We start from the raw sequence: 17,207 nt of genomic DNA on the forward strand, positions 1-17,207 counted from the left end.
GCGTCGTCGGAGCGGAGGCACCATGACCGACCCGCAGGGCAGTGACCGCATCCAGCAGGACATCCCGACCGCGTCGGGCACCGGCGACAACAGCAGCACCGGGTCCGGCTTCGAGGACGTCCCCCTCACCGCCGACGAGGCGATCGAGCGGGACGCGGCCTCGGGCGACGACCTGCCGGCCCGCGCCGACGGCGACGTCGCCCGTGCCCGGGGCGCCGGTGCGTCCGGCGAGGTCCCGGGCCCCACCCCCCGCGCCGGAGGAGGCACCGACTGATGAGCCAGACCGACGACAGCGGCTACGGCGAGTCCCCCGACACCACGGACGGGCCGACCGACACCAACATGGTCGACGGCGTCCCGGGCCAGGACCGGTCCGACGGCGGCGAGCGCGACGTCACCCTGACCACCGACGAGGACGCCCAGCGCGACGACTCGGTGGTGCGCGGCGGCAACCAGGCGGGCTGACGCCGCCCCGCCGGCCCCAGCCGACGGTGTGCCCGGCACCCACGGGGACGGCGGGGAGTGTGTGTCCGTACGCCGTGGGAGGCGGGGTGAGCGGACCCTAACGTCCTCCCATGGGCACGGAGGACCTCGCGGGGCGGCGGGCGATGGTGACCGGCGGCGGCTCGGGCATCGGCCGGGCGATCGCCGCCCGGCTGGCGGAAGCCGGTGCCGCGGTGGTCGTCGTCGACCGGGACGCCGCCGCGGCCGAGGACGTGGCCCGCGCGGTGGGCGGCACCGCGGTCGCCGTCGACCTCTCCGACCTGGGTGCCCTCGGCGGCCTCGACCTCGACGTCGACGTGCTGGTCAACAACGCCGGCTTCCAGCACGTGTCCCCACTGCACGAGTTCCCGCCGGAGGTCTTCTCGGCGATCCTGCGGCTGATGGTGGAGACGCCCTTCCGGCTGGTCCGCGGCGCACTGCCGCACATGTACGCCCGCGGCTGGGGACGGGTGGTCAACGTCAGCTCGGTGCACGGCCACCGCGCCTCGCCGTACAAGTCCGCCTACGTCACGGCCAAGCACGCGCTCGAGGGGCTGTCGAAGGTGGTCGCGCTGGAGGGCGCCCCGCACGGCGTGACGTCCAACTGCGTGGCACCGGCCTACGTGCGCACGCCGCTGGTGGAGGGGCAGATCGCCGACCAGGCCCGCACCCACGGGATCTCCGAGGACGAGGTGGTCGAGCGGGTGATGCTGGCCCCGGCGGCGGTCAAGCGGCTGATCGAGCCGGCCGAGGTCGCCGACGCCGTCGCCTGGCTGTGCTCGCCGTCGGCCGCGTCGGTCACCGGCACGTCCCTGCGCATGGACGGCGGGTGGACCGCCCACTGATGGTCCGGCCGGGCAGGATGCCGGTCGTGACCCGGAGCGCCGCGCGGCCCACCGACGGCTCCGGCCGCCCGCCCGGCGTCCCCTCTGCAGCGGCCGAGTACCTGCAGCTGGTCCTCGACGACGCCGCCGCGATCGAGTACGAGGGTCCGCTGGTGCGCGCCCGGGCCGGCGGCGCCGACGCCGCGACGCTGGCCGAGCTGGAGCGGGTGCGGCTGCTCGCCCTGCAGGTGCGCGCCGCCTTCGCCGCCCGGCGGCGTCGCGAGTCGGAGCTGTCGGCGCTGTTCGAGACCGCCAGCGACCTCGCCACGCTGCGCGGGGTCGACTCGGTGCTCACCGCGATCGTCCGCCGCGCCCGCCGGCTGCTGGGCACCGACGTCTCGTACCTGACGCTCAACGACGACGCCCGCGGCGACACCTACATGCGGGTCACCGACGGCACCGTCTCGGCGCGGTTCCAGGCGCTGCGGCTGCCGATGGGCGCGGGCCTGGGCGGCCTGGTGGCCCAGACGGCGGCGTCGTACTGGACGGCGAGCTACGCCGCCGACACCCGGTTCCACCACACCGACGAGATCGACGGCGGGGTCCGCGAGGAGGGCCTGGTCGCCATCCTCGGCGTGCCGCTGATCCGCGGGTCGCAGGTCATCGGCGTGCTCTACGCCGCCGACCGCACCGAGCGGACCTTCGACCGCTCGGAGGTGGCGCTGCTGGGCTCGCTGGCCGCGCACGCCGCCATCGCGCTCGACAACGCCCGGCTGCTCGAGGAGACCCGGACGGCGCTGGAGGAGCTCTCCGCGGCCACCCGGGAACTGCGGGCGCACACCGAGTCGGTCGAGCGGGCCGCCGGGGCGCACGACCGGTTCATCGACCTCGTCCTGCGCGGCGGTGGGGTGGACGACGTCGCCGCGGCCGTGACGGAGGCCCTGGGCGGGCGGATCACCGTCCTCGACGAGGAGGGCCGGCCCTCCCCTGCGGCCGACGGGGACGACGCGCTGCCGCCCGACCCCGCCGGGGCGCTGGCGCTGGCCCGCTCCACCGGGCGGACGGTCCGCGACGACGAGTGGTGGACCGCGGCGGTCACGGTCGGCAGCGAGCTGATCGGCGGCCTGGTGCTGCACCGCCCGGGCGACCTCTCCGACGCCGACCAGCGCATCCTCGAGCGGGCCGCGCTGGTCACCGCACTGCTGCTGCTCATCCGGCGCACCGCCAGCGAGGCCGAGGGGCGGGTGCGCGGCGAGCTGCTCGACGAGCTGCTCGGCGTCCCCCTGCGCGACGCCGACGGGCTGCGCGAGCGGGCGCGGCGGCTGGGCGCGGACCTGGACCGGCCGCTGTCGGTCGTCGTCGTCCGGGTCGAGGAGCGCTGCCGCGGCCGGGCGCTGGCCGCCGCCGGGCACCTGGCGGCCACCCGCGCGGGGCTCGCCGGGCTGCGCGACGGCCGCGTCGTCCTGTGCCTGCCCGATCTGCCCGCCGGCCCGGCTGCGGCCCTGGTGCGGCGGGAGCTGGCGGCGGCGCTGGGCAGGCCGGTGACCGCCGGCGGCGCCGGGCCGGTGCAGGGCCCGGCCGCGGTGGCCCCCGCGGCGGCCGAGGCGGGGCGCTGCGCCTCGACCCTGGAGGCTCTGGGCCGCAGCGGCCAGTCAGCGAGCGCCGAGGAGCTGGGCTTCGTCGGCCTGCTCGTCGGCGAGGGCCGTGACGTCCCGGGCTTCGTCACCGCGACGCTCGGGCCGGTGCTCGACTACGACGCCCGCCGCGGCACCGACCTGGTCGCCACCCTGCGGGCGTGGTCGGACACCGGCGGCTCACCCGCGCGGGCGGCCGAGGCGCTGGGCGTGCACGTCAACACCGTGACCCAGCGGCTGGACCGGGTCGGCCGGCTGCTCGGCCGCGACTGGTCGGCACCCGAGCGGGCGCTGGAGGTGCAGCTGGCGCTGCGGCTGCACCGGCTGACCTCCGCCGAGGGCGCCGTCGGCTAGCCAGGTGCGCCTCCGGGCGGGAAGACGGTGCTCTGGATGTCGTGCTCCCTGCCGCAGCGCCGGCAGATCTCGTGGTCCGGGCCGCGCAGCCGCTCGTCCTCGGGATGGCGCTGCACGTAGGCGTGGAACCCCAGCCGGCACGACAGGGGCATGCGGACGGCGCTCGCGTCGCCGGCCATGGCGATCGCCTCCTCGTCGGGACGCCCAGGGTGGCACCGCCGGCCTCCCGGTGGGAGCCCTGGACGCGCGCCGGCGGCACCTACGCTGGTCCGGTGCCCGACGTCGCCGTCCTGCTGCCCGCCGAGGAGTGGACGGCGCGCGCGGCGGCCCACGACGCCCGGGTCGAGCGCTGGACCGGGCCGCACCGCGGGCGCCGCCGCCGCGGCGAGAGCCACCCGGTGCTCGACTTCCTGTTCACCTACTACTCCGAGACGCCGAGCCGGCTGCGCCGCTGGCACCCGGGTCCGGGCGTCGCGCTGGCGCCGTCGGCCGACGGCCCGGCCCCGCACGCCGCCTGGCGCTGGTACGCCACCGGCGACGACGGGACGGTGTCCCTCGACGTCGCCGCGTACCTCGCCGGCCGCGAGCGCACCGTGCGGTTCGTGCGGGACCTGCTGGCGGCCACCGCGTCGCGGCCGCCGCAGACCGGCTGCTTCGGCCTGCACGAGTGGGCGATGGTCCACCGCGCCGACGAGCGCCGGCACGCCGTCCCGCTGCGGCTGGGGCGGGCCGGCACCGACGCCGTCGTCGAGTCGCACGCGATCCGGTGCAGCCACGTCGACGCCTACCGGTTCTTCACGCCGTCGGCGGTCGCGCTCAACCGGCTGCGGCCGACGCGGGAGACGCAGGTCGCGATGGAGCAACCGGGCTGCCTGCACGCGACGATGGACCTCTACAAGTGGGCGTACAAGCTCTCCCCCGCGGTGCCCGGGGAGCTGGTGGCCGACTGCTTCGCGCTCGCCGTCGAGGTGCGCGAGCTCGACATGCGGGCCTCGCCGTACGACCTCGCCGACCGCGGGTACCCGCCGGTGCGGATCGAGACGCCCGAGGGCAAGGCGGAGTACGTGGCCGCGCAGCGCGGGTTCGCCCACCGCGCCGCCCCGCTGCGGCAGCGGCTGGTCGACGTCTGCGACTCCCTGCTGACGTCCTGAGGCACTCGGTCGACGTCCTCCCCCACCGCAGCGCGTCCTCCCTCACGGTGGGCGGTGAGGGAGGACGCCGCACGATCAGGTCACCTGATCGTGCCCCGTCGCCCGGACGCCGCTCGCGGACCCTGTGGCGGCCGGCCACACCCCGGTCCGGCCGCCGTACGGTCGGGGGGTGACCTCACCCCGCGCCGACCGCTGGCTGCGACTCGACGGGACGACCAACACGCGCGACCTCGGCGGCCTGCCGACCACCGACGGCGGCACGACCGCGTTCGGCCGGGTGCTGCGCAGCGACAACCTGCAGACCCTCAGCGACGACGACCTGCGCCGGCTCGCCGAGCTCCCGCTGCGCGACGTCATCGACCTGCGCACCACCGCGGAGGTCCTGCTGGAGGGCCGGGGCCCGCTGCGCGCGGTCGAGGGCGTCACCCACCGGCACCTGAGCCTGCTGCCGGAGAAGGGGCACCACACCGACGTCTTCGCCGTCGAGGAGGACGACGTCCCCGACCTGCCCGCGGACTGGGCGGAGACGCTGCTGCCGCGGCAGACCACCGAGGCCGACGAGGTCGAGCCGCCGGCCGTGCGTTCCTACCTGGGCTACCTGCACCACCGGCCGGAGAACGTGCTGGCCGCGCTGCGGGTGATCGCGGACGGCGAGGGGGCGACGGTGGTGCACTGCGCCGCGGGCAAGGACCGGACCGGCGTGGTGGTGATGTTCGCGCTGGCGGCGGCCGGTGTGCCGGACGAGGAGATCGTCGCCGACTACGCGCTCACCGCCGAGGTCATCGACGCGCTGGTGGCCAAGCTGCGGACCTCGCCCACCTACGCCGAGGACATGACCAACCGCGACGTCGCCAGCCACACCCCGCGCGCGCAGACCATGCGGCGGCTGCTGGAGATCCTCGACGAGCGGCACGGGGGCCCGCTGGGCTGGCTCACCGAGCACGGCTTCGGCCCCGACGAGCAGGCCGCGCTCCGGAGGCGCCTGCGCTAGTCCGCGCTCCGTGGAGCCGGCGCCGACCCACGCTCGCGCTGCTTGTGCCGGTACATGGCGGCGTCGGCGTCGCGCAGCAGCCGCTCGGCGACGGCGGAGGGGTCGGCGGCCGGGCCGGAGTGGACGGCCACACCGCTGCTGGTGCCGACGTCGACCGGGGTGCCCTCGAGCCGGAAGGGCACGGCGAACGCCTCCGCCACCCGGGCGACCACCGCGTCGGCGGCGGCGGCCGTCGACAGCCTCGGCACCAGGACGGCGAACTCGTCGCCGCTGAGCCGCCCGATGGTGTCGCCGGGCCGGACGGCGGCGCGCAGCCGGGCCGACACCTGGCGCAGCAGCTCGTCGCCGGCCGCGTGACCCAGGGTGTCGTTGACCGCCTTGAACCGGTCGAGGTCGCAGAACAGCACGCCGACGTGCCCGGACCCGGCCGAGGCGGCCAGCGCGGCGGCCAGCCGCTCCCGGAAGAGCACCCGGTTGGGCAGGCCGGTGAGCGCGTCGTGGGTGGCCTGGTGGCGGACGGTCTCCAGCAGCCGGGCCTTCTGCAGCGCCGTCGACGCCTGGTCGCCGGCGCCGCGCAGGCGGGCGAGCACGTCGGCGTCCAGCGCGCCGCTCACCTCGCCCGTCGACCAGCTGGCGGTCACCACGCCGAGGAAGCTGCTGCCGGCCAGCAGGGGGACGGCGACGACGTCGGTGAGGTCCAGCGCGGTGAGCAGGTCGCGCATGGGGACGCTGGCGCCGGTGGCGCTGACGATCCGCGGGGCGCGGTCGGTGAGCATGCCGAACAGCTCGGGGACGTCCTCGGCCCGCAGCGACGTGGCGCGCATGACGGCCTCCTGCTGCGGGCGCAGCCCCACGGTGGCGGCCGTGGCCAGCGTCCCGGCGGCGGGGTCCCACAGCATGACCGCGGCGTTGGTGCAGCCGACGACGCTGGGCAGCGCCCCGGCCACGACCTCGCAGATCCCGGCGACGTCGGACGCCTGGGACAGGCCGTGGGCGAGCTCGAGCAGCGCACCGGCCCGGCGGGCCTCCGACCGGCTCCCCTCGAGCGCCATCACCAGGTCGAGCGCGGCCGCGGCGTGGCCGGCGTAGGCGGCGAGCATCGCGTGCTCGTCGCCCAGCCCGCCCTCGGCGGAGCGGCCGAGCGCGGCCAGCCGGCCGTGGGTCCGCCGCGCGGAGGCCACGTCCACCACGACCGCGCCGGGACCGAGGTCCTCCCCGGCGAGCAGCCGGGCGGTCAGGACCGGGACGTCGGCGGTGGGGAGGCCGGCGCTGTGCACCAGCGGGGCACCGCCGCGGGGTGAGGAGACGGCGAGCAGGTAGGCGGGGGCCAGCACCGCGGCGGCGGCGCGCTCGACGATGCGCGGCAGGACGCTCTCCAGGTCCTCGCCGTCGACCAGGTCGGTGGCCGCGGACTGCAGGGCGCGGACCTGGCTGCGCAGGGCGGCCAGCTCGGCGTCGGCGGCCACCTCGCCGCGGCGGCGCCACGGCAGGCGGGAGCGCCGGTCCCACGAGAGGTGGTAGAGGCAGGCGTCCGCGCCGGAGGACTCGCACTCCTCGTGGACGACGTGCGCCGGCGCCAGCCCGAAGACGGTGGGGACCATGCTGATCAGGCCGCGGGCGTAGTCGCAGTCCAGTCGCGAGTGCACGTAGCCCTCGTGCAGCCGGTAGCGGATGGTCGCCGACGTGGCGTCGGAGTGGAGCACCTCCATGGTGGAGGTGGTCGAGAAGTTGGCGACGGCGCGCGGCAGCTTGGCGTAGACCTGCCGGGGCGAGCCCATGGCGCGCACCAGCACGACCACGCTCGGGTTCATGCCGGTCCGCAGCGCCTCGGCGCCCACCCGGAACAGCACGCCGGGGTCGCCGAGGACCTCGGTCGCCGCGGTGAACAGGCGGATCCGGGTGTCGTAGCTGCTCCAGGTCGAGGGCTCGGCGAGCTCGGCGGCGGTGAAGGGCACGCCCGCCCGGCGCACGACCTCCTCGGCCGCGGCGTCGCCGGCGTGCTGGCGCACGAAGGCGAGCAGCAGCCCGGTCGTGGCGCCGGAGGTCTCGTGGGCCTCGCCCGGTACCGGGTCCCCCTCCCCCGGTCGGCCGGGGGTCCGGGCGGCTCCCCGGCGTCGTCCAGTCACGGCAGCGGTATCGGCACCCCGCCGTTCCGGGTTGAGCCGCCGACCCGAAGGGGGGAGGACAGCGAACGGCCCCGGGCTGCGGGGCAGTCCGGGGCCGTGCGGGAGGCGCTCCGAGGCGCCGGGGTCCTGGGGACCCCGCGGTTCAGAACCCGCTGTTGTTGGCCATCGTCAGCAGCTCCTCGCGCATGGCGGGGCTGCTGGTGCGGGCGAGCGCGCGGTCGAGGGCCCGCCGCGTGCGAACAGCCTGCCGACGCTGACGCCAGGTGGTCCCGATCGACATGTCCGTCTCTCCTCTTCGGTGCTGTGTGGGGGTGCACCTGTAGTAAAGCAGGCGAGAGCGAGGATGTTCCGACGATCCGTAGGGAGCGTCGTCACATTCCCGACGATCGTTCACCCCTCAGGGGGAGGCCGGACACCTCCCGAGCCCTCCCGGCCCGGCGTCCCCACCGCTGCCGGGCCGCGGCGTGCGCGGTCCGCAGCAGTTCCTGGACCGGTCCCGCCGTCCGCGGACCCGGGTCCACGACCGCGAGCCAGCCGAGCCGGCCGTAGACCGGGTGGGCGAGGACGGTGTCGGTCGCGGCGGGGTCGACGCCCTCGGGTGCCGGTTCCCCCGGCGCCCGACCGGTCCACCGGGAGTACTCGGCCGCACCGGCGGCGATGTTGAGCCGGAACGCCCCGGGACGGTCCAGCCCCGACGCCGGCTCGCCGGGGTGGTCCTCGGTGACGACCGTGGCGAAGGGCTGCGTGCGCGGCACCACCCCGTCGGGCGCGTAGTAGAAGAACAGGTCGCCCCAGGCGATCTCGGGCGAGCCGTCGCCCGGGCCGGGGCGCAGCGTCAGGACGCCGCCCAGTCCCTCGACCAGGCCGACGACGTCGTCGATGCTCGTGCGGTCGGTGCTCACGGGTTCGAGCGTGGCACTCGGGTCCCTGTGGCGACCCGGACCGGCTCGACCAAGGAGGACGCGGTGCGGAGTCGCACGTCGGGCCTGCGCACGGTCGACGTCGCGCGGCGGGCCGGGTACTCGGTGCAGCAGGTCCGCGACCTCGAGCGCGAGGGCGCGCTGCCGCCGGCCGGACGGACCCCGGCCGGCAACCGGGTCCTCACCGACGGGCACGTGCAGGCCGCGCTGGCCTACCGGGCGTTCGCCGCGGCGGTCGGCCCGGTGGAGGCCCGGCGGATCGTGCGCACGGCGAACCGGGGGCCGGTGACGGAGCTCCTGGCGCTCGTCGACGGCGCCCACGCGCGGCTGCACACCGAGCGCCGTGACCTGCAGCTGGCGCAGGAGGCGGCCCGGGCGATCGCGGCGGAGCCGGTCGACGACCCGCGGCCCTCCGACGCCATGAGCGTCTCCGAGCTCGCCGGCGCCCTCGGCGTCAGGCCCTCGACCTCCTGCCACTGGGACGCCGAGGGGCTCGTGGTCCCGTGCCGCTCGTCCCCCGGACGGGCGCGGACCTACACGCCCGGCGACGTCCGGGACGCCCGGGTCGTGCACCAGCTGCGGCGGGCCGGCTACGGGATCGGGGCACGGCGCGGCTGGACGCCCTGCTCGATCCGTAGGGCCGTGCGGGTGTTCCTCGTGCGTTGCCGGTCCTGCAGCACCCGCGACGCGCGAGGAACACCGGCAGTGACGGGCCGGCCGCCGGGGGACGTCAGCCGCGGGTGAGGACGGCGCGGGCGGCGGCGCGGGCCGTGCGCGGGTCGTCGGCGGCCAGGGCGGCCTCGCCGGCCTCCCGGCAGGCGGTGGAGTCGACCCCGGCCAGCCGGGCCCCGACACCGGCGACCGCGGGTGCGGCGCAGGACAGCGAGGTCACCCCCAGGCCGACGAGCACGCAGGCGAGCAGCGGGTCGGCGGCGGCCTCGCCGCAGACGCCGACCGGCTTGCCGGCGCGCCGGCCTGCGGCCGCGGTCGCCGCCACCAGCGCCAGCAGTGCCGGCTGCCACGGGTCGGTGAGGTCGGCGAGGTCGGCCGAGAGCCGGTCGGCGGCCAGCGCGTACTGCGACAGGTCGTTGGTGCCGATCGACAGGAAGTCGACGTGCTGGAGGAACCGGTCGGCGAGCAGCGCCACCGACGGCACCTCGACCATCACCCCGGGCACCAGGCCGCGCTCGCGCACGCGGGCGGCGAAGTCGGCGGCCTCGGCGACCGTGGCCACCATCGGCGCCATCACCCACGGCGCGGTGCCGGTGCGGCGGGCGGCCTCGGCGACGGCGTCGAGCTGGCGGTCGAGCAGCCCGGGGTCGCGGCGGGCCACCCGCAGGCCGCGGACGCCGAGCGCCGGGTTGGCCTCCTCCGGCGGCGTGGCGAACTCCAGCGGCTTGTCCGAGCCGGCGTCGAGGGTCCGCAGCACGACGCGGCGGCCGGCCGCGGCCTGGAACACCTCGGCGTAGCCCGTGGCCTGCTCCTCGACGCTGGGCTCGGCGGCCCGCCCCAGGAAGGCGAGCTCGGTGCGGAACAGGCCGACGCCCTCGGCGTGCGCGGCCATCGCGGCTCGCGTCCCCGCGCCGTCCTGCACGTTGGCGAGCACCGGCACGGTCACGCCGTCGCGGGTGGCGGCCGGACCGCGGTAGCCCGCCAGCGCCTCGGCCTGCCGCCGGGCCTCCGCGACCTGGGCGGCGGCGGACTCCGGCTCGGGGTCGACGGTGACGGTGCCCTCCTCGGCGTCGAGGAGGACGGTGGCCCCCGCCGGGACGACGTCGAGCCCCTCCACGGCGACGACGAGGGGCAGGTTCAGCTGCCGGGCGATGATCGCGGTGTGGCTGGTCGTGCCGCCGAGCCGGGTGGCCAGCCCGACGATGCGGGCGGGGTCGAGCCCGGCGGTGTCGGCCGGCGCCAGGTCGTCGGCGAGCAGCACCGACGGCGTCCCGGGTGCGGGGACACCGGGCTCCCCCTGGCCGGTCAGCTCGGCGACGAGGCGGTCGCGGACGTCCCGGACGTCGGTGACGCGCTCGGCCATCACCCCGCCCAGCGAGGTGAACACGTCGACGAACTGCTGAGCGGCCTGCACCACCGCGACCGCGGCCGGGGTGCCGGTGTCGATGCGCTGCTCGACGGCCGACAGCAGCCCCCGGTCGCGGGCCAGACCCGCGGTGGCGGAGAGGACCTCGGCGGTCATCCCGGTCGCCGCCGCGGCCCGCGCCGCCAGCCGGCCGGCCACCGTCTCGGCGGCCGCGGCGAAACGGCTCCGCTCCGCGGCCCGCGCGGCCTCGGGGAGCGTCTCGGCGGACTCGGCCTCGGGCAGCCGGACCGCGCCGGCCGGGCGCACGACCGGGCCGAGGACGACCCCGGGGACCACGGGGGTGCCGGTCAGCACGGGGGCGGTGGTGGTGGACATGCGGACCTCCGCGTCGGTGGTGGGTAGGGGGACACCGTCGTCCGTCGGTGACCAGAGTCACGACTTCGTGTTGACTTGTCAACCAATCCCACGTAGAACAACACAGACGCAAGTCAGATCCCACGGGTTCGGGCACCACGGGACGCCGATCGGAGGAAGCCGTGTACGCCGAGGAGCGACAGCAGGCGATCGCCACGCTGGTCGTCGAGCAGGGCCGCATCGCGGTCACCGCGGTGGCCGAGCACTTCGGCGTCACCACCGAGACCGTCCGCCGCGATCTCGCCGTCCTGGAACGGGCCGGTGTGCTCCGCCGCGTGCACGGCGGCGCGGTGCCGACGGGGGCGCTCACCCTGGTCGAGACCGCGCTGGCCGAGCGCCACGCCACCCGGGCGGAGGCCAAGCGCAAGATCGCCGCGGCGGCGCTGGACCTGCTGCCCGGTCCGGGCGGGAGCGTCCTGCTCGACGGCGGCAGTTCGACCGCGGCGCTGGCCGAGGTCCTGCCCGCCGACCGGGGCCTGTTCGTGGCCACCAACTCGGTGCCGATCGCGGCCCGGCTGGCCACCGTCCCGGGCATCACGCTGCACGTGCTCGGCGGGCGGGTCCGCGGGCTGACCCAGTGTGCGGTCGGCGAGACCCCGGTCCGCGCGCTGGCCGACCTGCGCGCCGACGTCGCCTTCCTGGGCACCAACGGCATCACCCCCGACCACGGCCTCACCACGCCCGACGAGGCCGAGGCCGCGGTCAAGCGGGCGATGGTCGCGGCCGGTCAGCGCGCGGTCGTGCTGGCCGACAGCAGCAAGCTCGGGCGCGAGCACCTGGTCCGCTTCGCCACGCTCGGCGACGTCGACACGGTGGTCACCGACGGCGGCGCCGACCCCGCCGTCGTGGAGCGGCTCGAGGACGCCGGCGTCGAGGTCGTGGTCGCGTGAGCGGCGGGCGCGTCGTCACGCTGACGGCCAACCCCAGCCTCGACCGCACCCTCGCCCTGCCCGGTCCCCTGACCCGCGGGGAGGTGGCCCGGCTCGGCCCGAGCTCGACCGAGCCCGGCGGCAAGGGCGTCAACGTGGCCCGCGCGCTGGCCGCGGCCGGGGCCGACGTCCTCGCCGTGGTCCCCGCCGACCCCACCGACCCGCTGGTCACCGCGCTGGGCGCCCTGCGCCTGCCGCTGGTCACCGTCCCCACCGGCGCCCCGGTGCGCACCAACTACTCGCTCACCGAGCCCGACGGCACCACCACCAAGCTCAACGAGCCCGGCACGACGCTCGACGCCGGCGTGCGCGCCGCCCTCGCCGCCGCCGTGGCCGCGGCCGCCGCGGGCGCCCGCTGGGTGGTGCTGTCCGGCTCGCTGCCGCCCGGTACGCCCGAGGACTGGTACGCCGAGCTGGTCCGCGCCGTCCGCGGCACCGGCGCGCGGATCGCCGTCGACACCTCCGAGGCGCCGCTGCGCGCGCTGCTGGCCGCCGGGCCCGACGCCGCACCCGACCTGCTCAAGCCCAACGCCGAGGAGCTGGCCCAGGTGACCGGCACCAGCGAGGCCGAGCTGCTCGCCGACCCCGCGGCGCTCTCGGCCGCCGTCGCGCAGCTGCACGGCGGTGGCGTCGCCGAGGTGCTGCTCACCCTCGGCGGTGGCGGCGCGGTGCTGTCCACCGCCGCGGGCGAGGTCTGGTCGGCCCGCGCCCCGCGGATCGCCGTGCGCAGCACCGTCGGCGCCGGCGACTCCAGCCTGGCCGGGCACCTGCTGGCCGACCTGGCCGGCGCCCCGGCTCCCGACCGGCTGCGCCGCGCCGTGGCCACCGGCTCGGCCGCCGCGGCCCTGCCCGGCTCGGCCGTCCCGACCCCGGAGCAGGTCGACCCGGCCGCCGTTCCCGTCTCGCCCGGCCTGCCCGGGTCTCCCCCGCCCACCCCGGAACCCGTCCCGGCCGCCGGCCGGGACGTCCCCTGACGCCCGAAGGGTCCGTCATGACAGCACTGATCACCCCGGAGCTGGTCGTCCTCGACGCCGATCTCGGCTCCGACAAGGAGGCCGTCGTCCGCCGGCTGGCCGGTCTCGTGGCCGACGCCGGCCGGGCCACCGGAGCCGAGGCACTCGCCGGTGACGCCCTGGCCCGCGAGGCCCAGGCCGCGACCGGGCTGCCCGGCGGGATCGCGATCCCGCACTGCCGGTCGGCCGCCGTCACGCAGGCCTCGCTCGCGTTCGCGCGGCTGGCGCCGGGCGTCGACTTCGGCGCCGCCGACGGCCCGGCCGACCTCGTGTTCCTCATCGCCGCCCCCGCGGAGGGCGACGCCGACCACCTCACGCTGCTGTCGGCCCTGGCCCGGGCCCTGGTGCGGCCGGACTTCGTCGCCGCGCTGCGCGCCGCCGCGACGCCCGCCGACGTCGTCTCGCTCGTCGAGGAGGTCGTCTCGCCCAAGCCGACCACCGGCGCCACCGCGGCGACCAGCACCCCCGTGCCCGCCACCGCCCCGGCCGCTGCGGCGCCGTCGGCTGCCCCCGCCGGCGCTCCCGCCGCCGCTCCGGCCGCGCGGCGCACGATCGTCGCCGTCAGCGCCTGCCCCACCGGCATCGCGCACACCTACATGGCCGCCGACAAGCTCACCGCGGCCGCGCAGGCGCAGGGCGTGGACCTCGCCGTCGAGACGCAGGGCTCCTCGGGGTCCACGCCGCTGGACCCGTCGGTCATCCGCGACGCCGACGCGGTGATCTTCGCCGTCGACGTCGGCGTACGGGACCGCGAGCGGTTCGCCGGCAAGCCGGTGGTCCAGTCGGGCACCAAGCGGGCCATCAACGAGCCCGAGGTCATGATCCGCGAGGCGCTGGCCGCCGCCGACGACCCGAACGCCCGCCGGGTGCCCGGCGCCGCCGCCGGCGAGTCCGCCGCGGTCGCCCCGGCCGGCCGGCCGAGCACCGCCACGGAGATCCGCCGCTGGCTGCTCACCGGAGTCAGCTACATGATCCCGTTCGTCGCGGCCGGCGGTCTGCTGATCGCGCTGGGCTTCCTGTTCGGCGGCTACCAGATCGTCAGCACGAACCCCGACGCGGTCACCGAGGGCCAGAGCTACGCACTGAGCTGGGCGCTCGACAACTCCTTCCTCGACCTGCCGTCCGCGGCGCCTCTCGAGGGCCTCAACGACGGGTTCTTCGGCTACCTCGGTGCGCTCTGCACCGTCCTCGGCCAGGCCGCGTTCGCGTTCCTGGTCCCGGCGCTGGCCGGGTACATCGCCTACGCGATCGCCGACCGCCCGGGCATCGCGCCGGGCTTCGTCGTCGGCGCCGTCTCGGTGACCATGAGCGCCGGCTTCCTGGGCGGCCTGGTCGGCGGCATCCTCGCCGGCCTGGTGGCCCGGTGGATCGCCTCCTGGAAGCTGCCCGCCGGTGTCCGGGGGCTGCAGCCGGTGGTGATCATCCCGCTGCTGGCCACGCTGATCTCCAGCGGGCTCATGGTGGCGGTGCTCGGCCGCCCGCTGGCCGCCGCCGTCGAGGGCCTGGGCAACTGGCTCAACGGCCTGAGCGGCACGTCCGCGGTGCTGCTGGGGATCATCCTCGGCCTGATGATGTGCTTCGACCTCGGCGGCCCGGTGAACAAGGCGGCCTACCTGTTCGCCACCGCGGGTCTGGCCTCGCAGACCAGCGGCTCGCTGGTCATCATGGCGACGGTCATGGCCGCGGGCATGGTCCCGCCGCTGGCGATGGCGCTGTCCACCGCGATCCGCCCCGGCCTCTACACCCCGGCCGAGCGCGACAACGGCAAGGCCGCCTGGCTGCTCGGTGCCTCGTTCATCTCCGAGGGGGCGATCCCGTTCGCGGCGGCCGACCCGCTGCGGGTCATCCCGTCGATGATGCTCGGCGGTGCGACCACCGGCGCCATCGTCGCGGCCTCCGGCGTCGAGCTGCGCGCCCCGCACGGCGGCATCTTCGTGTTCTTCGCGATGAGCAACGTGCTCGTGTTCGTCCTGGCGCTGATCGCCGGCACGATCGTCGGCGCGCTGGCGGTCACCATCGCCAAGAGCATCGGCCGCCGGAAGGCCGACGCGGTGCCCGAGGACGCCGTCGACCTGGCGCACGCCCACACCGCGACGCCCGGCTCCACCGTCAGCGCGCCCGCTCGCGCCTGACAGGGCAGGCTCGACCCCGACACCCACCGATCCCCCGAGAAGCGAGGACGTCGAATGCCCAGTCAGACCGTCACCGTCGGCTCCCGGGTCGGCCTGCACGCCCGCCCGGCCGCGCTCATCGCCGAGGCCGTGGGCAAGGCCGGCGTCCCGGTCACCCTGGCCACCCCCGGCGGCAACCCCGTCGACGCCGGCTCGCCGCTGATGATCATGACGCTCGGTGCCCAGAAGGGGGCCGAGGTCACCGTCACCAGCGACGACCAGGCCGTCGTCGAGCAGATCGCCGGCATGGTGGCCGCCGACCTCGACGCCGAGTAGGCAGCACGGACGACGGCGCCCGCCCCCTCGCGCGGAGGGGGCGGGCGCCGTCGTCGTGTGGGTGCTGCGCTGCGCGGGGATCAGGGTCCCTGATCGTGGAGCGTCCTCCCTCACGGTGGGACGTGAGGGAGGACGCCCGGGGATCAGGTCACCTGATCATCGCGCCGGCCGGTTCAGCGCTGGTCGGGGCGCGGGACGTCGCCGCGCCAGGCGCCGGTCTCGGTGCCGCGGCTCTCGATGAACTCCTTGAACCGCTTGGCGTCGGCCTTGACCTGCCGGTCGTCGAAGCCGAGCGCGGCCCCGACCTTCTCGACGACGCCGGTCGGCTCCCAGTCGATCTGGATCATGACGCGGGTCTTGGTGTCGTCGAGGCGGTGGAAGGTGACCACCCCGGCGTGCTTGGCGTCACCGCCGGTGCTCGCCCAGGCGACGCGCTCGTCGGGGTGCTGCTCGGTGATCTCCGCGTCGAACTCGCGCTTGACGCCGTCGATGTTGGTGATCCAGTGCGTGTGCGTGTCGTCGACCTGGGTGATGCGCTCGACGCCACCCATGAACTGCGGGAACGACTCGAACTGCGTCCACTGGTCGTAGGCGACCCGGATCGGGACGTCGACGTCGACGGATTCCTGCACGCTGGCCACGGGAACGCTCCTCGTTGCTCGGGATCTCGTTGTGGGCGATCCCGGCCTACCCCGCCCCGCGCGGGCGGACACACCGGTCAGCGCAGGGCTGCGGCGACGCTGCCCCGCACCGGCCGGCCGGGCAGCAGCAGCGCCTGCGCGAGGTGGTAGGCGTCGGGCTGGCCGGACCAGGTGCCGGTGGCCACCTCCCCGGTCGGCGTCAGCTCGTGGTGCCAGCTGCCGGTGGCGGGGTCGGCGAACCGCTCCTCGCCGTGCGCCCACCAGGTGGTGGCGAGCTCGCCGTACCGCGGCTCCCCGGTGACCGCGCCGAGCACGGTCGCCGCCGCCACCGCCTCGCACAGCACCCAGTGCATCCGCGCGGGCACCACCGGGCGGTCGTCCCAGCCGAGCGTGTAGGGGAAGCCCGGCTCGCCGTCGGCCGCCCAGCCCCGCCCCGCGGCGGCGTCGAACAGCGCGACGGCGTCGTCGAGCAGCCAGCCCGGCGGGTCGTCGAGGACCGCGCGCAGGTGGAGGGTCAGCCGCGCCCACTCGAACTGGTGGCCCACCGTGACGCCGTAGGGCCGGAACGGGTCGGCCGGCCGGTCGCGGTTGAACTCCGGCAGCGGCGTCCACTCCGCGGTGAAGTGCTCGGGCAGCCGCCAGTCCCGCTCGCGGGCCCGGCCGTGCACGATCCGCTCGGTGCTGCGCAGCGCCCGATGCCGCAGCCGCACGGCCTCGTCCCCGCCGAGCGCGTCGGCGGCGGCCAGCGTGGCCTCGACGCCGTGCATGTTGGCGTTGGCGCCGCGGTAGTCCGACAGCCGGGACCAGTCGGCGGTCCACTCCTCCACGGCCAGGCCCGCGTCGTCGTCCCAGAACCGCCGTTCCCAGACCTCCAGAGCCTCTTCCAGCAACGCACGGCCGCCCTCGACGCCGGCGGCGGTGGCCGTGGCCCCCGCCAGGACGGCGAAGGCGTGCACGTAGGCGGACTTGGTGTCGTCGTCCTCGGCCGCCCGCCAGCCCCCGTGCGCGCCGTCGTGCAGCGGCCCGCCGCGCAGCGCGGCCACCCCGGAGGCGGCCACCTCCCCGGCGCCGGGCCGGCCCAGCAGGTGCGCCAGGCCGAAGACGTGGGTCATCCGGGCGACGATCCAGGTCTCCTGCGGGCGGCCGGGCTCGACCGAGCCGTCGCTCCGCAGGTAACCGAAGCCGCCGCCGGGCAGCCGCGAGCGCGCGGCGAGGGCCAGCAGCCCGTCCAGGTCGGTCACC

At 76.7% G+C, this 17,207-nt stretch carries 18 protein-coding genes; 11 read left to right on the forward strand and 7 right to left on the reverse strand.

The window, feature by feature from the left end; translation table 11 throughout:
* Positions 1–22: 22 nt before the first annotated feature.
* From ACI79V_RS17770 to ACI79V_RS17785, 4 genes are all read left to right on the forward strand, one after another.
* Positions 23–274: a hypothetical protein gene (locus ACI79V_RS17770; RefSeq protein ID WP_456891303.1), complete on the forward strand. Its 252-nt coding sequence runs from the start codon at positions 23–25 to the stop codon at positions 272–274.
* Positions 274–465: a hypothetical protein gene (locus tag ACI79V_RS17775; protein WP_456876380.1), complete on the forward strand. Its 192-nt coding sequence runs from the start codon at positions 274–276 to the stop codon at positions 463–465. Before ACI79V_RS17770 ends, ACI79V_RS17775 begins: the two co-directional genes overlap by 1 nt.
* 110 nt (positions 466–575) lie before the next feature.
* Positions 576–1,328 carry a 3-hydroxybutyrate dehydrogenase gene (locus ACI79V_RS17780; protein ID WP_456891305.1) on the forward strand — a complete coding sequence of 251 codons (753 nt, stop codon included), beginning with the start codon at positions 576–578 and terminating at the stop codon, positions 1,326–1,328.
* A gap of 17 nt (positions 1,329–1,345) precedes the next feature.
* Positions 1,346–3,295 (forward strand): helix-turn-helix domain-containing protein, encoded by a 1,950-nt coding sequence (locus ACI79V_RS17785; protein WP_456891352.1) that lies wholly within the window; start codon positions 1,346–1,348, stop codon positions 3,293–3,295.
* Here ACI79V_RS17785 and ACI79V_RS17790 read toward each other — a convergent pair.
* Positions 3,292–3,474: a hypothetical protein gene (locus ACI79V_RS17790; RefSeq protein ID WP_456891307.1), complete on the reverse strand. Its 183-nt coding sequence runs from the start codon at positions 3,472–3,474 to the stop codon at positions 3,292–3,294. The two genes, ACI79V_RS17785 and ACI79V_RS17790, sit on opposite strands and share 4 nt — an antisense overlap.
* A gap of 93 nt (positions 3,475–3,567) precedes the next feature.
* Between ACI79V_RS17790 and ACI79V_RS17795 the strand changes: the two genes are divergently transcribed.
* Positions 3,568–4,446 carry a 3-methyladenine DNA glycosylase gene (locus ACI79V_RS17795; protein WP_456891309.1) on the forward strand — a complete coding sequence of 293 codons (879 nt, stop codon included), beginning with the start codon at positions 3,568–3,570 and terminating at the stop codon, positions 4,444–4,446.
* Positions 4,447–4,615: 169 nt separating this feature from the next.
* On the forward strand, positions 4,616–5,437 hold the full coding sequence (locus ACI79V_RS17800; RefSeq protein WP_456891311.1) for a tyrosine-protein phosphatase: 822 nt from the start codon (positions 4,616–4,618) through the stop codon (positions 5,435–5,437).
* On the opposite strand, the gene ACI79V_RS17805 is transcribed toward ACI79V_RS17800, so the two are convergent.
* The 3 genes from ACI79V_RS17805 to ACI79V_RS17815 form a co-directional block, all read right to left on the reverse strand.
* On the reverse strand, positions 5,434–7,563 hold the full coding sequence (locus ACI79V_RS17805) for a diguanylate cyclase domain-containing protein (RefSeq protein WP_456891313.1): 2,130 nt from the start codon (positions 7,561–7,563) through the stop codon (positions 5,434–5,436). The genes ACI79V_RS17800 and ACI79V_RS17805 overlap by 4 nt on opposite strands.
* A gap of 142 nt (positions 7,564–7,705) precedes the next feature.
* Positions 7,706–7,843, reverse strand: a complete 138-nt coding sequence (locus ACI79V_RS17810; RefSeq protein ID WP_456877940.1) for a hypothetical protein — start codon at positions 7,841–7,843, stop codon at positions 7,706–7,708.
* Positions 7,844–7,934: 91 nt separating this feature from the next.
* Positions 7,935–8,465, reverse strand: coding sequence for a DUF6194 family protein (locus tag ACI79V_RS17815; protein ID WP_456891315.1), 531 nt, complete (start codon positions 8,463–8,465; stop codon positions 7,935–7,937).
* A gap of 63 nt (positions 8,466–8,528) precedes the next feature.
* Between ACI79V_RS17815 and ACI79V_RS17820 the strand changes: the two genes are divergently transcribed.
* Positions 8,529–9,227 (forward strand): MerR family transcriptional regulator, encoded by a 699-nt coding sequence (locus tag ACI79V_RS17820; RefSeq protein WP_456891316.1) that lies wholly within the window; start codon positions 8,529–8,531, stop codon positions 9,225–9,227.
* On the opposite strand, the gene ACI79V_RS17825 is transcribed toward ACI79V_RS17820, so the two are convergent.
* Entirely contained in the window at positions 9,214–10,896 is a 1,683-nt protein-coding gene (locus ACI79V_RS17825; protein ID WP_456891318.1) for a putative PEP-binding protein, read from the reverse strand. The genes ACI79V_RS17820 and ACI79V_RS17825 overlap by 14 nt on opposite strands.
* Positions 10,897–11,057: 161 nt before the next feature.
* Between ACI79V_RS17825 and ACI79V_RS17830 the strand changes: the two genes are divergently transcribed.
* The 4 genes from ACI79V_RS17830 to ACI79V_RS17845 are packed head-to-tail and all read left to right on the forward strand — an operon-like array spanning position 11,058 to position 15,324.
* Entirely contained in the window at positions 11,058–11,825 is a 768-nt protein-coding gene (locus ACI79V_RS17830; protein WP_456891320.1) for a DeoR/GlpR family DNA-binding transcription regulator, read from the forward strand.
* Positions 11,822–12,838, forward strand: a complete 1,017-nt coding sequence (locus ACI79V_RS17835) for a 1-phosphofructokinase family hexose kinase (RefSeq protein ID WP_456891322.1) — start codon at positions 11,822–11,824, stop codon at positions 12,836–12,838. Before ACI79V_RS17830 ends, ACI79V_RS17835 begins: the two co-directional genes overlap by 4 nt.
* A gap of 17 nt (positions 12,839–12,855) precedes the next feature.
* Positions 12,856–15,009 (forward strand): PTS fructose transporter subunit IIABC, encoded by a 2,154-nt coding sequence (locus ACI79V_RS17840; RefSeq protein ID WP_456891324.1) that lies wholly within the window; start codon positions 12,856–12,858, stop codon positions 15,007–15,009.
* A gap of 54 nt (positions 15,010–15,063) precedes the next feature.
* Positions 15,064–15,324: an HPr family phosphocarrier protein gene (locus ACI79V_RS17845; RefSeq protein ID WP_089402746.1), complete on the forward strand. Its 261-nt coding sequence runs from the start codon at positions 15,064–15,066 to the stop codon at positions 15,322–15,324.
* A 173-nt stretch (positions 15,325–15,497) separates the two neighbouring features.
* Here ACI79V_RS17845 and ACI79V_RS17850 read toward each other — a convergent pair whose 3' ends face one another.
* Entirely contained in the window at positions 15,498–15,965 is a 468-nt protein-coding gene (locus ACI79V_RS17850; protein WP_456877626.1) for an SRPBCC family protein, read from the reverse strand.
* Positions 15,966–16,042: 77 nt separating this feature from the next.
* Entirely contained in the window at positions 16,043–17,206 is a 1,164-nt protein-coding gene (locus tag ACI79V_RS17855) for an AGE family epimerase/isomerase (RefSeq protein ID WP_456891327.1), read from the reverse strand.
* Position 17,207 lies beyond the last annotated feature (1 nt).

Source organism: Geodermatophilus sp. SYSU D00700 (assembly GCF_054050255.1).